The sequence below is a fragment of the Nocardioides sp. Z24_21 genome (assembly GCF_058134345.1).
In genome coordinates this window covers 658,058-675,378 of the sequence record NZ_JBYTTH010000001.1, presented here as the reverse complement: position 1 = coordinate 675,378, position 17,321 = coordinate 658,058, and the positions used below count along the sequence as shown (strand labels likewise).

The following is a 17,321-nucleotide window of genomic DNA, read 5'->3' as shown; positions in this document are numbered from 1 at the left end:
GGCCGGGCGGGCGGGCCTCGCGCGGCCCGTAGACTCGGCGCATGACGACCGACCTCGGCCTTCCTCCCGTCCTCGATCCCGAGACCGCGAAGAACGTGCTGCTCGCTGCGCCCCGCGGCTACTGCGCCGGCGTCGACCGGGCCGTCATCACCGTCGAGAAGGCGCTCGACCTCTACGGCGCCCCGGTCTACGTCCGCAAGCAGATCGTGCACAACAAGCACGTGGTGGCCGACCTGGAGGCGCGCGGCGCGATCTTCGTCGAGGAGCTCGACGAGGTCCCCGAGGGCCGCACGGTCGTCTTCTCCGCCCACGGCGTCTCGCCCGCCGTGCACACCCAGGCGGCCGAGCGCGGCCTCAAGACCATCGACGCGACCTGCCCGCTGGTGACGAAGGTGCACCACGAGGCCAAGCGGTTCGCCTCCGACGACTACGACATCCTGCTGATCGGCCACGCCGGCCACGAGGAGGTCGAGGGCACCGCCGGGGAGGCGCCCGACCACATCCAGCTGGTCGAGAGCCCCGCCGACGTGGCCCGCATCGAGGTCCGTGACCCGGCACGGGTCGCCTGGCTCTCGCAGACCACGCTCAGCGTCGACGAGACCCTCGAGACGGTCGCCGCCATCCGCGAGCGGTTCCCGCTGCTGCTCGACCCGCCGAGCGACGACATCTGCTACGCCACCCAGAACCGCCAGCTCGCCATCAAGGAGATCTCCGCGGCCGCCGACCTGGTGATCGTGGTCGGCTCGCGCAACTCCTCCAACTCCGTGCGGCTCGTCGAGGTCGCGCTCGAGGCCGGCGCCAAGGCCTCCTACCTCGTCGACGACCACACCGAGATCGACGAGGCGTGGCTCGACGGGGTCGAGACCGTGTCGGTCACCTCCGGCGCCTCGGTGCCCGAGGACCTCGTCGAGGGCGTGCTCGCCTTCCTCTCCGAGCGGGGCTTCCCCGACGCGCGGGCGGTCCACTCGGCCGAGGAGTCGCTGATCTTCGCGCTGCCCCCCGAGCTGCGGCGCGACCTCCGCGCGGCGCAGCGGGCCTGACCGGAGCGACGAGATGGCCCGCTACCTCGACATCCACCCGGACAACCCGCAGCCGCGGCTGGTCAGGCAGGTCGTCGAGGCGCTGCGCGACGACCAGCTCATCGCCTACCCGACCGACTCCGGCTACGCCCTCGGCGCCCGGCTCGGCAACCGCGACGGTCGCGACCGGATCCTGCGCATCCGCGACCTCGACGAACGCCACCACTTCACGCTGATGTGCAAGGACTTCTCCCAGCTCGGCCAGTTCGTCCACGTCGACAACTCGGCGTTCCGGGCGATCAAGGCGGCCACGCCGGGCCCCTACACGTTCATCCTCCCCGCCACCGGCGAGGTGCCCAAGCGGCTGATGCACCCCAAGAAGCGCACCGTCGGCGTGCGCATCCCCCAGCACCCGCTCGTCTGCGCGCTGCTCGAGGAGCTCGGCGAGCCGATCCTCACCAGCACGCTGATCCTGCCCGGCGAGACCGAGGCGCGCACGATGGGCTGGGAGATCAAGGAGGACCTCGACCACGTCGTCGACGTGGTCGTCGAGTCGGGCGAGGTCACCGCCGAGCCGACCACCGTCATCGACTGGTCGGGGCCCGAGCCCGTCGTCGTACGCCGCGGGGCGGGCGACCCGGAGCGCTTCGAGGCCTGAGCGGGCGGGCGCCGCTCAGCCGGGCGACTGCCCGAGCTCGCGCTCGAGCTCGGAGGCGAGGTGGCCCCTGCGGTGCAGGCGCCAGCCGAGCCAGCCCAGGCACACCGCGTAGGCGGCGAACAGGGCGATGCCGTGGGTCGCGACCCCGGAGACGACCGCCTGCAGGACGCTGTCGCGGGGGTCGGCGAGCGCGCCGCGCGCGACGAGGGCGACGAACCCGAACACGGCGAGCATGAGCACGGGCGGCAGCAGTGCGACCAGGTAGAAGTCCTGGCGGCGCACCAGCGCGGCCAGGCCCAGGCACAGCGCCACGAAGCACAGGTCGAAGAACATCGTCAGTCGCCCGGCCACGAGCACGTCGAGGGCCACGGCGCTCAGCGTGAGGGCCACCCCGAGGCACGCCACCTGCCGGCCCGGCTCCCGCCCGACCTGCCAGAACGCGCCGGCCCGTGTCACGAGGCTCAACCCTAGGACCGATCTCAGGCGCCCCGCGCGCGGCGCGCCGCGTCGGGGACCGAGCCGGGCACGGGGCCGGACGGCTGCTCGTCGAGCAGGTCGTCGAGGGTGGGGTCGCCGGTGGCCCCGGGGACGTCGTCGAGGAGGCTGAGGTCGCCGGCCCCGGTCTCGTGGGTCGTCAGCTCAGGGGCGGCGGCCGAGCGCGGCACCGTCTCGACCTGGCGCGGGCCGTCGAGCTGCTCGGTGGTCACGCCCAGGTCGGCGAAGCGACGGGCCGAGACCAGCACGCGGCCCTCGAGCGAGCCCATCGCCTGGTTGTAGGCGACGACGCTGGCGTTGAGCGAGCGGCCCACCCGGTCGAGGTGACCGGCCATCGAGGCGAGGCGGGCGTGCAGCTCCTGCCCGAGTCGCTGCACCTGCGCGGCCTGCGCGTTGAGCACCTCGTGCTGCCAGCCCTGGGCGACCGTGCGCAGCAGGGCGATCAGGGTGGAGGGGGTGGCCAGCACGACGTTGCGCGCCGCCGCCTGCTCGACCAGGTCGGGCACCGCCTGCAGCGCCGCCTGGAGGATCGCCTCACCGGGCAGGAACAGCACGACGAACTCCGGGGTGCCGGCCAGCGCCTCCCAGTATCGTCGCGAGCCGAGGTCGGCGACGTGCGTGCGGACGTGCTGGCCGAGGCGGGCCAGGGCCCGGTCCTGCTCGTCGGGGTCGTCGGCGGCGGTGAGGTCGAGGAAGGCGGCCAGCGGCGCCTTGGCGTCGACCGCGATGGTGCGTCCGCCCGCGAGGGTGACGACGAGGTCGGGACGCAGCCGGCCGTCGTCGACGCGCACCTGCTCGGCGAAGTCGCAGTGGTCGACCAGCCCGGCGAGCTCGACCGTACGGCGCAGGTGGAGCTCACCCCACTGCCCGCGCACCTGCGGCTTGCGCAGCGCGGTCGCGAGCGTCGTCGTCTCGCGGCGCAGCGTCTCGGTGGACCGTCGCATGTCGGCGACCTGCTCGTGCAGCTGGGCCTGCCATGCCGTGCGGTCGTGGGCGAGGTCGCTGAGCTGGTCCTGGAGGCGCTCGAGCCCGTCCTGGACGACCGCGTGGTCGGCCACCCGCTGCTGGAGCGCCGCGATGGCGGGGTCGTCGGCAGGACGGCTGCGCGACCACAGCACACCGATGACGGCGCCCAGGGCCAGGCCGACGGCGAGGACGGTCGCCAGGGTGAGCACGAGGGGGAAGGTGTCCATGGCCCCCAGCATGGACCGCGGCACCGACACCCCCGCCGAGGTCGGGCCCGCGCTCAGGCGTCCGTGGTCGCGGGAGGTGCGCCTCGGAACGTGCGCCGGTAGGCCGAGGGCGAGACCCCGACGCTGGCCCGGAGGTGCTGGCGGAGCGAGGCCGCGGTGCCCATCCCGGCGCGGGACGCCACCTCGTCGACGCCGAGGTCGCTCGCCTCGAGCAGGTGCAGGGCGTGCCGGACGCGCTGCTGGGTCACCCAGGCGCCGGGCGACTGGCCGGTCTCCTCCCGGAAGCGGCGGGTGAAGGTGCGCACGCTCATCGACGCGTGCTCGGCCAGCGTCGCGACGTCGAGGCGCTGGTCGAGGTGCGCCTCGGCCCACGCGCGCGCAGCAGCGGTGGTCTCGTCCGCGCGCTGCGGGACGGTGCGCTCGATGTACTGCGCCTGCCCGCCGTCACGCCAGGGTGGCACCACCATGTGGCGCGCGACGGCGTTGGCCACGGCGGTGCCGTGGTCGCGGCGCACGAGGTGCAGGCACAGGTCGATGCCGGCGCTCAGCCCGGCGGAGGTGAGCACCCGCCCGTCGTCGGTGAACAGCACGTCCTCGTCGACCGCGACGCCCGGGTGCAGCCGGCGGAAGTCGGCCGCGTACTTCCAGTGCGTGGTCGCGCGGTGGCCGTCGAGCACGCCGGCCGCGGCCAGCACGAACGCCCCCGTGCAGATCGAGACCCAGCGCGCCTCGGCGGGCACCGTGGCGAGGGCCGCGCGCAGCTCGTCGGGAAGCGTCCCGTCGCGGCGCGGGCCCGCGAGCTGGGTGCCGGGGACGATCACGGTCTGCGCGGTGGCGAGGGCCTCGGGCCCGGCCGAGGGGGCGATGGCGTAGCCGCGGGTGGCTCGCACGGGAGCGCCGTCGAGGCTCACCACCTGGACGTCGTAGAGCGGGCGTCCAGCGGCGTCGTACGCCTCGCCGAGCACCTGGGGCGGGATGGTGAGGTCGTAGCCGATGACCGGTGCGACCGCGAGCACCACGACACGGTGCGGCTCGCGGGCCCGGGATGTCATGGCCGAATCCTTTCACATGTTGGCATTCGGGCCACTCGTGAGCGTGGCCGCGGTGCCTCGAGAATGGTGCGCGTGACCACGACGACCCCTCCCGAGCCCGCCGTCGAGCGCCCACCGCGCCTGCACTGGGCGTGGGTGGTGGCGGGTGTCGCGTTCGTGACGCTGGTGGGCGCGGCCGCCTTCCGCTCGGTGCCCGGCGTGCTGCTCGACCCGCTGCACGAGGAGTTCGGCTGGTCGCACGGGCTGATCGGCTCGGCGGTCTCGCTCAACCTCATGCTCTTCGGCCTGATGTCGCCGTTCGCGGCCGCGCTGATGGACCGGTTCGGCGTCCGACCGGTCGTCACCTTCGCGCTGCTGACGGTCGCCCTCGGCAGCGGCCTGACCGTCTTCATGACCGAGCCCTGGCAGCTCATCCTCTGCTGGGGCCTGCTCGTCGGCCTGGGCACCGGCTCGATGTCGATGGCCTTCGTCGCGACGATCACCAGCCGCTGGTTCGTCGCGCGTCGCGGGCTGGTCAGCGGCATCCTCACCGCGGGCAACGCCACCGGGCAGCTGATCTTCCTGCCCGTCGTGGCCTGGCTCGCGACCCACCACGGCTGGCGCACCGCCGCGCTGCTGGCCGCCGCGGCCGCGCTCGCCGTCGTGCCCCTGGTCCTGCTCCTGCTGCGCAACCACCCGGCCGACCTCGGCCTGCGGGCCTTCGGTGCCACCGACGCCGAGCCCGGACCGCCGCCCCACCAGCAGGTCGGCTCGAGCGCCGGCCGCGCCCTCGGGGTGCTGCGCGACGCGGCGCGCAGTCGTACGTTCTGGCTGCTGGCCGGCGGGTTCGCGATCTGCGGGATGACCACCAACGGCCTCATCGCCACCCACTTCGTCCCTGCCGCCCACGACCACGGCATGCCGGCCACCACCGCCGCCTCACTGCTCGCCGTGGTGGGCATCTTCGACGTCGTGGGCACGATCGCCTCGGGGTGGCTCACCGACAAGGTCGACCCGCGGCTGCTGCTGGTCGGCTACTACGCCCTGCGCGGTGTCGGTCTGATGGTGCTGCCCGCGCTGATGGCCCCGCACGTCGCGCCCAGCATGTGGGTCTTCATCATCGTCTACGGCCTCGACTGGGTGGCGACCGTGGCGCCGACCGTGGCGCTGTGCCGCGAGTGGTTCGGCGCGGCCGCCGGCCCGATCGTCTTCGGCTGGGTCTTCGCCAGCCACCAGGTCGGCGCCGCCGTCGCCGCGACCAGCGCGGGCGTGGTGCGCGACCTCACCGGGGCCTACGACCCCGCGTTCTATGCCGCGGCCGGCCTCTGCGCGGTCGCCGCGGTGATGTCGTACGCCATCCGGCGCACGCCGCAGCCGGCCGCACAGCCGTCCGCCGGCGTGATGTGACGCTCGGGCCGGGTCAGGCCAGGTCCACGACCACCGGCGCGTGGTCGGACGGTGAGCCGGTGCCCTGGGCGGGGTCGCGCTCGTCGCGGTCGACGAACGCGCCGGTCACCCGGGAGGCGAGTGCGGGGGAGGCGAGCACGAAGTCGATCTTGAGCCCGCGGTCGCGCTCGAAGCGCTGGCGGTAGTAGTCCCAGTAGGTGTAGCCGGGGTCGTGGGCGCGGGTCACCTCGGCGTAGCCGTCGTCGAGGAACGCCTGGAAGGCGGCCCGCTCGGGCGGGGTGACGTGGGTGGACTTGGCGAACTGCTTGACGTCGAAGACGTCGTCGTCGGTGGGGCAGACGTTCCAGTCGCCGACCAGCGCCGTCTCGCCGTCGAGCCAGCCGCTCGCGGCGGCCCGCAGGCGGGCCAGCCAGTCGAGCTTGTAGACGTAGTGCGGGTCGTCGGGCTTGCGGCCGTTGGGGACGTAGAGCGACCAGATCCGCACGCCGCCGCAGGTGGCGCCGATGGCCCGCGACTCGGCCGCCAGCGGGTCGCCGTAGCCCGGCATGTCGGGGAAGCCGACCTCGACGTCGTCGAGTCCGACGCGCGAGAGCAGCGCGACGCCGTTCCACTGGTTCACCCCCGCGACGGCGACGTCGTAGCCGAGTGCCTGCAGGCCCATGAGGGGCAGCTGGTCCTCGCGTGCCTTGGTCTCCTGCAGGGCCAGCACGTCGATGTCGTGGCGCTGGACGAACGCCTCGACGCGATCGATGCGGGAGCGGAGTGAGTTGACGTTCCAGGTCGCGATGCGCACGGCCCCACCCTAAGGAGGGGCTTTACAGGGCGCGATCCGTGGGGGACGTTCGTAGGTGGGCACCTTTCTCGGGCACTCGTGCACCGGCTCTCCGCCGGCCCCCGGACCACCTCCGACGCTGCGCGACCTCCGAGACGGCGAGTGCCACCCCCTCACGAGAGAAGAGCAGCATGCAGCGCAGTCGGCTCGGCGCGACCGCCCTCGGCACCTCGCGCCGCATCTCGAGCCACCTCAGCACGACGGCGACGGACCGCCAGCGGCCGTGACCGGCTCCTGACCCGCCCCGGACGCCTCGTCTGAGGACCAGGCGGCGAACGCCCCTTCTGTCCCGAGCGGAGGGGGCGTTCGTCCTGTCCGGACGACCTCTGCGCGGGGCGCTGCGGGGTAGCGTCGGCGCGTGCCCCCGTCGACGTCCACGATCCTCTCCGCGCGCGACCTCGAGTTCATGCTGTACGAGTGGCTCGACGTGGAGCGGCTGGGCGAGCGGCCCCGGTTCGCCGAGCACGACCGCGAGACCTACGACGTCCTGCTCGCGCTGTGCGAGCAGCTCGCCACCGACCACTTCGCCCCTCACTACCGCAGGAGCGACACCGAGGAGCCGGCCTTCGACGGCGAGCGCGTGCGGCTCATCCCCGAGATCGGCGCGGCCCTCGACGCGTTCGCCCGCGCCGACCTGCTCACCCTGAGCCTCGACGAGGAGGTCGGCGGCCAGCAGGTCCCGCAGGTGGTGACCGCGGCGTGCATGGCGTGGTTCACCGCGGCCAACATCGGCACCGCGGCCTACGCGTTCCTCACCGTCGCCAACGCCGGCCTGCTGCTGGCCCACGGCTCTCGCGAGCAGGTCGACCGCTTCGTCCGGCCGATGCTCGAGGGGCGCTTCTTCGGCACGATGACGCTCTCGGAGCCGCAGGCCGGCTCCAGCCTCGGCGACGTGGTCACCCGCGCGGTGCCCGCCGACGACGGCACCTACCGGATCTTCGGCACCAAGATGTGGATCTCCGGCGGCGACCACGAGATGGGCGACACGATCGTCCACCTCGTCCTGGCCAGGCTGCCCGACGCCCCGCCCGGCTCGCGCGGGATCTCGCTGTTCATCGTCCCCAAGCACCTCGTCGGCGAGGACGGCTCGGTCGGCGAGCGCAACGATGTGGCGCTCGCCGGCATCAACCACAAGCTCGGCAACCGCGGCACGGTCAACACCGCGCCCGTCTTCGGCGGCGGCGCCTTCACACCCGGCGGGGCGCCGGGAGCCGTCGGCCACCTCGTCGGGGAGCCCGGCAGGGGACTGTCCGCGATGTTCCACATGATGAACGCCGCCCGCCTCGGGGTCGGGATGTCCGCGGCGACCACCGCCTACACCGCCTACCTCAAGTCGCTCGACTACGCCCGCTCCCGCCCGCAGGGCCGCCGGCTGACGGCGGCCGACCCGGCGTCGCCCCAGGTGCCGATCATCGAGCACGCCGACGTGCGCCGGATGCTGCTCGCCCAGAAGGCGTACGCCGAGGGCGCGCTGGCGCTCAACCTCTACTGCTCGCGGCTGCTCGACCTGCAGGCCACCTCGCGCGACGAGCGCGAGCGCACCGAGACGGCACACCTGCTCGACCTGCTCACCCCGATCGCGAAGTCGTGGCCGGCGCAGTGGGGCCAGGAGGGCTGCAGCCTCGCGATCCAGGTGCTCGGCGGAGCGGGTTACACCCGCGACCACGACGTCGAGGCGCACTGGCGCGACCAGCGGCTCAACCCGATCCACGAGGGCACGCACGGCATCCAGGCACTCGACCTGCTCGGGCGCAAGGTGCTCGGCGGCGGGGGCGCGTCGCTGGCGACCCTCGCGGCCCGGGTCGGCGACACCGTCGCCCGCGCGCGCGACCTCGGCGGCGAGCCGGCGGCCCACGCCGACGCCCTCGCGGCGGCGCTCGACCGGCTGGGCGCGGTCACCGCGGCCCTCGCCGGGCTCGGCGACGCGGAGCGGACGATGGCCAACGCCACGGTCTACCTCGAGGCCGCCGGGCACGTCGTGGTCGCGTGGATGTGGCTCGACCAGCTCGTCGCGGTCGGCGACCGGCAGGGCGACTTCTACGACGGCAAGCGGGCCGCGGCCCGGTTCTTCCACCGCTGGGAGCTGCCGAAGGTGGGCCCGATGCTCGACCTCCTCGCGAGCGGCGACACGACCACGCTGGACATGCGCGGCGACTGGTTCTAGGCCGGAGCCGGCTCCACGAACGGGGTCAGCAGCCCGGGAGTGGCCCGGTCGGCCAGTGCCACGGCGACGTCGAGGCGTACGTCGCGCACGACCACCCGCTCGGTGCCGGCCGCCGTGGTGGCGGTCAGGTCGGCGAGGCCGATGCGACGCTGCCACCACGACTGCGAGACCACCCAGCCGATGATGCCGTCGGTCTCGAGGACGGTGCGGACGCGGGCGAGGGTGCCGCTGCCGGCGACCAGGTGGTCGGTGGTGAGGGCGTGCCCGAGGTGACGGTACGACGACTCGCCGGCCGCCGCGGCGATCGCCAGCAGGACGACGGCGATGCCCGCCAGCCACGACCAGCCGAGGTCGAACCACCACCAGCCGACGGCCAGCAGCGCGATGACCTCCAGCGCGTGGCGGAGCTGACGGAACCAAGCGCGGCGGCGAGCCGCGGGCCCGTGGTCCACGAGCGGGTCGGTGAGGGGGCCGGGACGGTCGAGCACGGCCTCGCCCACCGCGACGGCGACGTCGCGGGGGCACGGCGGCAGGACCTGGGTGACCCCGTTCTCGACGCCGGTCGCCAGGGTGGCGAGCTCGGCGCCACCGACCAGGCGCATCAGCGCCGGCTCGGTCATCTCGACCCCGCGGACCTTCGCCTCCTCGACCGTGATCGAGCGGGTGGTGACGAGCCCGGACGTGAGGTGGAGCGAGCCCTGCTCGCGCACCAGGCGGAAGCCCCACCACTGCAGGACGTAGCCGGCGACCGAGACGACCAGCCACAGCACGGTGCCGCCCACCGCGACCGCCAGCACGATGGCGAGCACCGCGAACTGGGTGAGCCACTGCCACACCGACGTGGCCGTGTCCTCGTTCCAGATGGGCAGGTCGTCGGCGAACTGGGACAGCACGCCCAGGCCGCCGAGCAGCAGCACCAGCCGCCCGAGGCTGAAGGGGGCGAAGCGCAGCCAGGACCAGTCGATCGCGGCGAGCGCGACAGGTGGTGCCAGGGGCGTGAACGACAGCGCAGCGGGAGGCGTGGCGGGAGGCGCGGCCGTCGGGGCGCCGGCCTGGTCGACCGGCGCTCCGTCGGGAGCCGGGCCAGCGGCGGGGGTGGCGACGGGGGTGGCGACGGGGGCGTGGGGCGGTTGGGCCGACCCGTCCGCGGCGCGGCGCCTCAGCAGCGTCGTACGCAGGGCGTGGGCGTCGGCGGCGGCCAGGGCGTCGAGGGTCATGCGGTCGTCGTCGACGCCCGTGCCGATCTGGACCTTCTGCAGCCCGAGGATGCGGTGGAGCAGCGAGGCCTCGAGGTCGACGCTGCGCACCCGGTCGAGGGGCGCGGTCGAGGTGGTCTTGTTGAGGATGCCCCGGCGCACCTGCAGCTGGGTGTCGGTGAGGCGGTAGTAGGTGGTGAGCCAGGGCAGCGCGCCGAGGACCAGCGGCCCGAGCACCGCGAGGGGGATGATGATCGGCCAGAACCTCGTGTCGCTGCGGCTGATGCCCACCAGCGCGACGGCGACGGGCACGATCGCCTGGCCGACGGCCTTGACGGGGTCGAGCAGCAGCTTGCGCGGGCTGAGCCGGACCCAGCCCTCGCCGGGGGCGGGGATCACGTCGCGTCGCCCTCCGTCGCGGCGGTGATCTCGGTCAGCCGGGCGACCACCTCGCGGGCGGTCTCGGCGTCGAGGCAGTCGACGGTGATCGGTCCGGCCGCGGACGCGGTGGTGACGGTGAGCGAGGCGAGGCCGAACAGCCGCATGAGCGCACCCTGCCGCGAGTCCACGGTCTGCACCCGGCTGATGGGCGCGATGCGCGTCTCGCGACCGATCCACCCCGAGCGGGTGTGCACCGCGGTGTCGGTGACCTCCCAGCGGTGCACGCGGTAGCGGATGCGCGGCATGAGCGCGACGTGGAGCACCGCTGCGACCGCGAGCAGGAGCACGACGAGGCCCGCCCAGCCCGGCACGCCCGGGACGAGCAGCCACACGAGCGCGGCGCCCACGACGACCACGGTGTCGCCCATCAGTGCGCCCACGGTCCAGAACGGGATCGCTCGCGGCGAGACCCGGTTGGCCGGCGCGCGCAGCACCGGTGTAGCCCCCACGTCAGTCATGCGCTGAGTGTTGCAGGTCCACCTGGCCCGGCGAACTTGTGCAAGCGGGGGCGGCACGGGCCGCGGGCGTGGTATTGCAAGTTCCTGCAGTGCACACACCTGCGGCCCGGGTGTGCTTCCCGGGCGACGTGCGCCGGGTGTGGTCTGGAGGGACTCCATCCACTCCCTGCCCCAGAGGACGCACCCATGTCGAACAGCAGGATCACCAGGACCGCCACCGCGGTCCTCGCCGCCGCAGCGGTCGCCGTCACCCTCGGCTCGCCCGCCACCGCAGCCCCGGCCCGGGACCAGGTCCCCTCCTTCGAGGAGTTCCAGGCCGCCACCTACGTCGACGCCGGCGGCCAGTACGTCGTCAACGGTGACGAGACGATCGTCAACACCAAGGAGCTCGTCGCCTACTACGACGAGATGGTCGCCGCCTACGAGCACGAGGTCGAGGGCGGCCCGTCCAGCGAGCTGATCATCAACCGGGTCTACGGTCGCGACGACCGGTGGTCGGCGACCCAGGCACGCAACCTCACCTACTGCGTGTCGAACTCCTTCGGCACGCAGAAGTCCACCATCGTCAACGCGATGGCCAGTGGTGCCGCCCAGTGGGAGGCCGCCTCGTCGGGGGTCAACTTCACCTACGTCTCCTCGGCCGACAGCAACTGCCGCACCTCCAACAACGCGGTGCTGTTCTCCGTGGAGCCGACCACCACCACCCAGTACATCGCCCGCGCGTTCTTCCCCAGCAGCCCCGACAGCCAGCGCAACGTGCTGGTCAACGCCAGGTCGCTGGTGAGCAGCGGCTCCTGGACGCCGGCCAACATCATGGCCCACGAGCTCGGGCACACCCTCGGCTTCCGCCACGAGCACACGCGGCCCGAGGCCCGCACCTGCTTCGAGGACAACAACTGGCGCCCGCTGACCCCGTACGACTCGGCGTCGATCATGCACTACCCGCAGTGCAACGGGTCCTCGAGCAACCTGTCGATGACCAACACCGACCGCACCGGCGTGCGCGCCGTCTACGGGTCCTGACCTGCGCTGAGCACCGCACCGAGGAGGGCCCGGCCGAGCGGCCGGGCCCTCTCTCGTCGCCCCGCCTCGTTTCGCCCCGGCGCGCCGCGCGCCCGTAGACTTCCCGCCCGTGGCTCTCACCATCGGCATCGTCGGTCTCCCCAACGCGGGCAAGTCGACCCTCTTCAACGCTCTGACCAAGAACGACGTGCTCGCGGCCAACTACCCGTTCGCCACGATCGAGCCCAACGTCGGCGTCGTCGGGGTGCCGGACGAGCGGCTGCCCCGCCTGGCGGAGGTCTTCGGGTCGGCCCGGATCCTGCCGGCCACGGTCGAGTTCGTCGACATCGCCGGCATCGTGCGCGGCGCCTCGCAGGGGGAGGGCCTGGGCAACAAGTTCCTCGCCCACATCCGCGAGTCGGCCGCGATCTGCCAGGTCACCCGCGTCTTCCGCGACGAGGACGTGACGCACGTCGACGGCGAGGTCAACCCCGCCAACGACATCTCCACCATCCAGACCGAGCTGATCCTCGCCGACCTCGAGACCGTCGAGCGGGCGATCGCCCGGCTGGAGAAGGAGTCGCGCAAGGTCAAGGAGCTCGTCGCCAACCTGGAGGCGGCCAGGGCCGCCAAGGAGGCGCTCGAGGCCGGCACCCCGATCATCGCCACCGACATCGACCGGTCGCTGCTGCGCGAGCTTTCGCTGCTGACCGCCAAGCCGTTCATCTACGTCTTCAACTGCGACGCCGACGAGCTCGCCGACGAGGAGCTCAAGGACCGGATGCGCGAGATCGTCGCGCCTGCCGAGGCGATCTTCCTCGACGCCAAGTTCGAGGCCGACCTGGCCGAGATGGACGACGACGAGATGGCGCACGAGATGCTCGCCGAGATGGGCATCACCGAGTCGGGCCTCGACCAGCTCGCCCGCGTCGGCTTCGACACCCTGGGCCTGCAGACCTACCTGACGGCCGGCCCCAAGGAGACCAGGGCCTGGACCATCCCCAAGGGCGCCACCGCCCCCGAGGCCGCCGGTGTCATCCACACCGACTTCCAGAAGGGCTTCATCAAGGCCGAGGTCGTCTCCTTCGACGACCTGATGGCCGCCGGCTCCATGCTCAAGGCCCGCGAGGCCGGCAAGGTGCGCATGGAGGGCAAGGACTACGTGATGGCCGACGGCGACGTGGTGGAGTTCCGCTTCAATGTCTGACGGTTCACTGTTTCTCTCAGGTCAGAGGCGGTGCTCCGCCCCCGCCTGCCTCGAACGTGATCGGCAGCGGTTCCTGCGCCTGCGGTCCTAGGATTCGCGCATGGGGGAGAGAGGCGCCCGGCAACGGGCGGGAACGCGCATGCCGAGCATGGCACAGGTCGCCGAGCGCGCCGGCGTCTCCCACCAGACGGTGTCGCGCGTCCTCAACGACGCCTCGTTGGTGAAGGAGGAGACCCGGCTCCGGGTCCTGGCGGCGATCGAGGAGCTCGGCTACCGCCGCAACTTCGCCGCGCGCCTTCTCGCGACCAACCGGTCCCGCCGCATCGGTATGGTGACCGCGCACCTCGCACTGCACGGGCCGAGCATGATCGCCCTCGGCGTGCAGGAGGCCGGCCACTCCGCGGGCTACGACGTCGCGTTGGTGGGACTGCCGGAGTTCTCGTCCGAGCTGCTCGACAACGCAGTCCAGCGCCTGCTCGACCAGGCTGTCGAGGCCATCGTCGTCGCGGTCGCGCACCGCGAGGCGGCCGAGATGACGCGCTCGCTGCAGCTCTCCATCCCCCTTGTGACGGTGCAGGGAGTGCGAGCCGGTGCGCCGCTGTCCGCCGGCATCGACCAGCACGCCGGGGCGGCGCTCGCCGTGGACCACCTGCTCGACCTCGGTCATCGCCGTGTGGCGCACGTCGCGGGACCGGCCGACTGGGTCGAGGCCGACCAGCGGCGCGCCGGCTGGCGACACGCCCACGAGGCGCGAGGGCTCCTGCCCGGACCGGAGCTGGTGGGCGACTGGTCGCCGGCCAGCGGCCACCGCGCCGGACTGCTCATCGCTGACGACCCGGACGTGACCGCGGTCTTCGCGAGCAACGACCAGATGGCACTCGGCCTGTTGAACGCGCTCCACGAGCGAGGGCGCAGGGTGCCCGACGACATCAGCGTCGTGGGGTTCGACGACGTGCCGGAGGCAGCGTTCTTCTGGCCGGCCCTCACCACCGTGGCGCAGGACTTCGCCGAGCTCGGCCGACGGGCGCTGGCGCTCGCTCTCGCGGCCGTACGCGGTGACGACGAGGCCACGATCGAGCCCATCGTGCCCATCGTGCCCACGCTGACCGTGCGACGCAGCACCGCGGCGCCAGCGGGCCGGCTCGGCGGGTAGGCCGCCGCAGCGCCCGTCGCGGAGGCCGTGCGCTCGCTCGAGACGCTCGCAGGTCCTGACGTTCGGCACTCCGCAGGTCGTCGATGTGCCGAGCCCCTTGCGGGAACGCATGTTAGCGCTAACACTGTGATCATCGTCACTGCGGCCCGAACTCGGAACGGGGAGATCGCGATGGTGCGCCAGGCCTTGGTCCGACTGTTCGCGGCAGGGCGGTCACGAGCGTGCGTGTTGCTGACTGGTGGTGCCGGGTCCGGGCACGCGGGGCCGGCGCGGGTCGTCCCGTTCGTCCACACCCTCGACGACCACCCTCGACGACCACCCTCGACGACCACGCCGCCACCGTCGCCGAACGGTCCGTACGGATCGTGCGATGAGCGCCACCAGTTCCGCCCCGGCCTCCCCGGTCGGGTCACCCCACCGAGAGCAGGACTCATGAAGCCAGGACGACTCACACGCGTGGCGGCGGCATTCGTCGCGGTCGCTGCGACCACCGCCACGGCCACGCTGGCCTCCACCGCGGTCATCGCCCAAGCCGCTCCCGTGGGCACCGAGGTGATCGTCAACGGCGGCGCCGAGGAGACCACGATCGCCCCGTGGCAGGCCCGCGGCGGTGGCACCGTGACGGTCACCCGCAACACCGACGACAAGGCCACGGGCACCGCCAGCCTGCTGGCGGCCAACCGCTCCAGCTCGGTGCAGGGCATCAGCCAGAGGGTCACCGTCGATCCCGGCTCGACCTACAGCGTGAGCGCGAAGATCAAGTACACCGACGCCGACCCCGTGCCGGCCTCGATGAAGTTCAACCTCACCGCGGACTACGGATCGAGCGCCGACGGCGCCCAGTACGTCGTCCTGGCGAGCTCGACCATCGCCCGAGGGAGCTGGGCGACCTTCTCCGGCTCGTTCACCATCCCCGCCGATCGTGCGGTCGGCAACTTCCAGGTCTACTTCGAGAACGACTTCGGCCTGACCGCCTACCCGGCCTCCTTCGGTCTGGACGACGTCAGCATCACGAAGACGGGGGAGGGCGCCACGCCGGTCACCCGCCCCGACCTCCTCGAACGCAACGACAACACCGAGGCGGGCTCCTTCGGTGCGTTCGCCAAGCTCCCCGGGACCACCGGCGTCGCCGCGCGCGGCAACCCGCTGGTGACGCAGAACTTCGGAGCCGATCCCTGGGCGTTCGAGTTCGACGGACGCGTCTACGTCTACACGACCAACGACACCCAGGAGTGGTCCGACTGGCTGACCAAGGGCGAGTCGAACAACTACGGCCTGATCAACCAGATCAACGTGTGGTCGAGCGCCGACATGGTCAACTGGACCAACCACGGCGGCATCAACGCGGCCGGGCCTGCGGGCCTGTCGGGCACCAGCGCCGGTCGTCCGGGCAACTCCTGGGCGCCTGCCGTGGTCGCGAAGGACACCGACGGTGACGGCGACGAAGAGGTCTTCCTCTACTTCGCCAACTCTGCTGGGGGCATCTGGGTGCTGAAGGGTGACAGCCCGGTCGGACCCTTCACCGCGCCGCGGCAGACCGCACTGGTCTCCTTCGACACTCCCGGTGTGCGCAACAACAGCAACCCCGATGCCGCCGACGTGTGGTGGCTCTTCGACCCGGCCGTCCTCGTCGACGACGACGGCAGCGGCTACCTCTACTTCGGTGGTGGCGTCCCGGAGGCCAACGGTCAGCAGGTCAACCCGGACTCACCCGGCACCGCCCGGGCCATCAAGCTGGGCGACGACATGGTGTCCCTGGCCGACGACGACGGTGACGGTGCCATCGACCCGGCCGTCCTGGTCGACGCTCCCGCCGTCTTCGAGGACTCCGGCATCCACAAGGTCGGCGACACCTACTACTACTCCTACTGCACGAACTTCACCAACAACCGCGTGATCAACGGCAGGTCCCTGGGCCGCGGCAACATCCACTACATGAAGTCCGACAGCCCCCTGGGTCCGTGGACCGAGGACACCTACGTCGGTCCGGTGTTCCAGAACCAGTCGGCCTTCTTCGGCGTGGGCGGCAACAACCACCACGCGATCTTCTCCTTCGACGACCAGTGGTACCTGACCTACCACGCCGAGACGCTGGACCAGGCGCTGCAGAGCCCGAGCGGCACCAAGGGGTTCCGCAACGCCCACATCGACAGGATCTCCATCGCAGCCGACGGCACGATCACGCCGGCCACGGGGACCCGGACCGGTCCGGGGCAGCTGGCCGACCTCGACCCCTACGCGGGCCCGGTCTCCGCGGAGACGATCGCGTGGCAGGCGGGGACCCGGCAGGGCTTCGACGGGGACGGCTCCTTCGGCACGACGGTGCCGACCTCGATCCTGACCAGCATCGACAACGGTGACTGGACCTCGATCTCGAACGCCGACTTCGGCGCCCGCGGCGCCCAGTCACTGGTCGCCAAGGTGCGTGGGCGCAGCGGTGGGACGATCACCGTCAGCACCTCACCCGACCGTTCCGCCACCGCGGCGGTCCTGGGGAGCGTCGAGGTGCCGGCCGGCGACGGCTCCACGTGGAGTGACGTCACGGTCCCGATCACCGCCGGCGCACTGAACGGCGTGTCGGACGTGTACTTCTCGTACGCCGGTGCCGCCGGGACCAAGCTCTTCGACGTGGCGTCCTGGACCTTCACCGCCGTCTCGGCAACGACCCCGCCCACCACCCCGCCCACGGTCACCCCGCCGACGGTCACCCCTCCCGTGGTGGTGCCGCCGGTCGCCACACCTCCGGCCGTGACCCGCGTGGTGGTGCGGCTGCCCAGGTCCGCCCGCGGCAAGGCGGTGCGAGTCGGCACCAAGCTGGCGCTCAAGGTCACCCTGGACAACGTGCCGGTCGGCACCGTGTTCAAGGTCCGCGACGGGAAGAAGCTGGTGCGCGAGGTGACCTGGACCGGTGCACCGATGAAGGTCACGGTCAAGGTCAAGCGCACGGGCACGCACCGCTACTCCGTGGTCGTGCCCAGCTCCTCCGCGATCACCGGCGGGTCGGACAGCGTGAAGGTCAAGGCGCGCGCCAGGCGCTGACACGCAGCACGATCGCGCACCAGCGG

Annotated in this window: 14 protein-coding genes; 8 read left to right on the top strand and 6 right to left on the bottom strand. The window is 72.5% G+C overall.

Translation table 11 applies throughout. The features are described 5' to 3' along the window. The first annotated feature begins 41 nt into the window (after positions 1–41). Both AC3X7Z_RS03290 and AC3X7Z_RS03285 read left to right on the top strand, forming a co-directional pair. The gene (locus AC3X7Z_RS03290) at positions 42–1,040 is read left to right on the top strand and encodes a 4-hydroxy-3-methylbut-2-enyl diphosphate reductase (RefSeq protein ID WP_489974993.1); all 999 of its coding nucleotides are present in this window, start codon (positions 42–44) and stop codon (positions 1,038–1,040) included. Between the two features lie 13 nt (positions 1,041–1,053). Then, positions 1,054–1,677: an L-threonylcarbamoyladenylate synthase gene (locus AC3X7Z_RS03285; RefSeq protein WP_186340536.1), complete on the top strand. Its 624-nt coding sequence runs from the start codon at positions 1,054–1,056 to the stop codon at positions 1,675–1,677. A gap of 15 nt (positions 1,678–1,692) precedes the next feature. On the opposite strand, the gene AC3X7Z_RS03280 is transcribed toward AC3X7Z_RS03285, so the two are convergent. Genes AC3X7Z_RS03280 through AC3X7Z_RS03270 form a run of 3 tightly spaced genes read right to left on the bottom strand, consistent with a single transcriptional unit; the run spans position 1,693 to position 4,417 of the window. After that, positions 1,693–2,133, bottom strand: a complete 441-nt coding sequence (locus AC3X7Z_RS03280; protein ID WP_489974992.1) for a DUF6542 domain-containing protein — start codon at positions 2,131–2,133, stop codon at positions 1,693–1,695. 23 nt (positions 2,134–2,156) lie between these two features. Next, positions 2,157–3,365 (bottom strand): DNA recombination protein RmuC, encoded by a 1,209-nt coding sequence (locus AC3X7Z_RS03275; protein WP_489974991.1) that lies wholly within the window; start codon positions 3,363–3,365, stop codon positions 2,157–2,159. Between the two features lie 53 nt (positions 3,366–3,418). Beyond that, complete coding sequence (locus tag AC3X7Z_RS03270; protein WP_489974990.1) at positions 3,419–4,417, bottom strand: GlxA family transcriptional regulator; 999 nt, start codon at positions 4,415–4,417, stop codon at positions 3,419–3,421. Between the two features lie 72 nt (positions 4,418–4,489). On the opposite strand from AC3X7Z_RS03270, the gene AC3X7Z_RS03265 reads away from it, so the two are divergent. Beyond that, on the top strand, positions 4,490–5,803 hold the full coding sequence (locus AC3X7Z_RS03265) for an MFS transporter (RefSeq protein WP_489974989.1): 1,314 nt from the start codon (positions 4,490–4,492) through the stop codon (positions 5,801–5,803). Between the two features lie 13 nt (positions 5,804–5,816). Here the strand turns inward: AC3X7Z_RS03265 and AC3X7Z_RS03260 are convergent, their stop codons facing one another. Then, positions 5,817–6,596 carry an exodeoxyribonuclease III gene (locus tag AC3X7Z_RS03260; protein WP_186340541.1) on the bottom strand — a complete coding sequence of 260 codons (780 nt, stop codon included), beginning with the start codon at positions 6,594–6,596 and terminating at the stop codon, positions 5,817–5,819. 397 nt (positions 6,597–6,993) lie between these two features. On the opposite strand from AC3X7Z_RS03260, the gene AC3X7Z_RS03255 reads away from it, so the two are divergent. Continuing rightward, positions 6,994–8,799: an acyl-CoA dehydrogenase gene (locus AC3X7Z_RS03255; RefSeq protein WP_489974988.1), complete on the top strand. Its 1,806-nt coding sequence runs from the start codon at positions 6,994–6,996 to the stop codon at positions 8,797–8,799. Here AC3X7Z_RS03255 and AC3X7Z_RS03250 read toward each other — a convergent pair. Next, positions 8,796–10,394, bottom strand: coding sequence for a PH domain-containing protein (locus AC3X7Z_RS03250; protein ID WP_489974987.1), 1,599 nt, complete (start codon positions 10,392–10,394; stop codon positions 8,796–8,798). The genes AC3X7Z_RS03255 and AC3X7Z_RS03250 overlap by 4 nt on opposite strands. After that, positions 10,391–10,894, bottom strand: a complete 504-nt coding sequence (locus tag AC3X7Z_RS03245) for a PH domain-containing protein (protein WP_186340543.1) — start codon at positions 10,892–10,894, stop codon at positions 10,391–10,393. Before AC3X7Z_RS03245 ends, AC3X7Z_RS03250 begins: the two co-directional genes overlap by 4 nt. A 186-nt stretch (positions 10,895–11,080) precedes the next feature. Here AC3X7Z_RS03245 and AC3X7Z_RS03240 point away from each other — a divergent pair, with 186 nt between their 5' ends. The 4 genes from AC3X7Z_RS03240 to AC3X7Z_RS03225 all read left to right on the top strand — a co-directional run bounded on the left by AC3X7Z_RS03240 (position 11,081) and on the right by AC3X7Z_RS03225 (position 17,295). Then, the gene (locus tag AC3X7Z_RS03240) at positions 11,081–11,917 is read left to right on the top strand and encodes a M57 family metalloprotease (protein WP_186340544.1); all 837 of its coding nucleotides are present in this window, start codon (positions 11,081–11,083) and stop codon (positions 11,915–11,917) included. Positions 11,918–12,026: 109 nt separating this feature from the next. After that, positions 12,027–13,103, top strand: coding sequence for a redox-regulated ATPase YchF (gene ychF, locus AC3X7Z_RS03235; RefSeq protein WP_186340545.1), 1,077 nt, complete (start codon positions 12,027–12,029; stop codon positions 13,101–13,103). A gap of 139 nt (positions 13,104–13,242) precedes the next feature. Next, a complete protein-coding gene (locus AC3X7Z_RS03230) occupies positions 13,243–14,256 on the top strand; it encodes a LacI family DNA-binding transcriptional regulator (protein WP_489974986.1) in 1,014 nt (337 codons plus the stop codon). A gap of 432 nt (positions 14,257–14,688) precedes the next feature. Further along, positions 14,689–17,295 carry a family 43 glycosylhydrolase gene (locus tag AC3X7Z_RS03225; RefSeq protein WP_489974985.1) on the top strand — a complete coding sequence of 869 codons (2,607 nt, stop codon included), beginning with the start codon at positions 14,689–14,691 and terminating at the stop codon, positions 17,293–17,295. Positions 17,296–17,321: the final 26 nt, after the last annotated feature.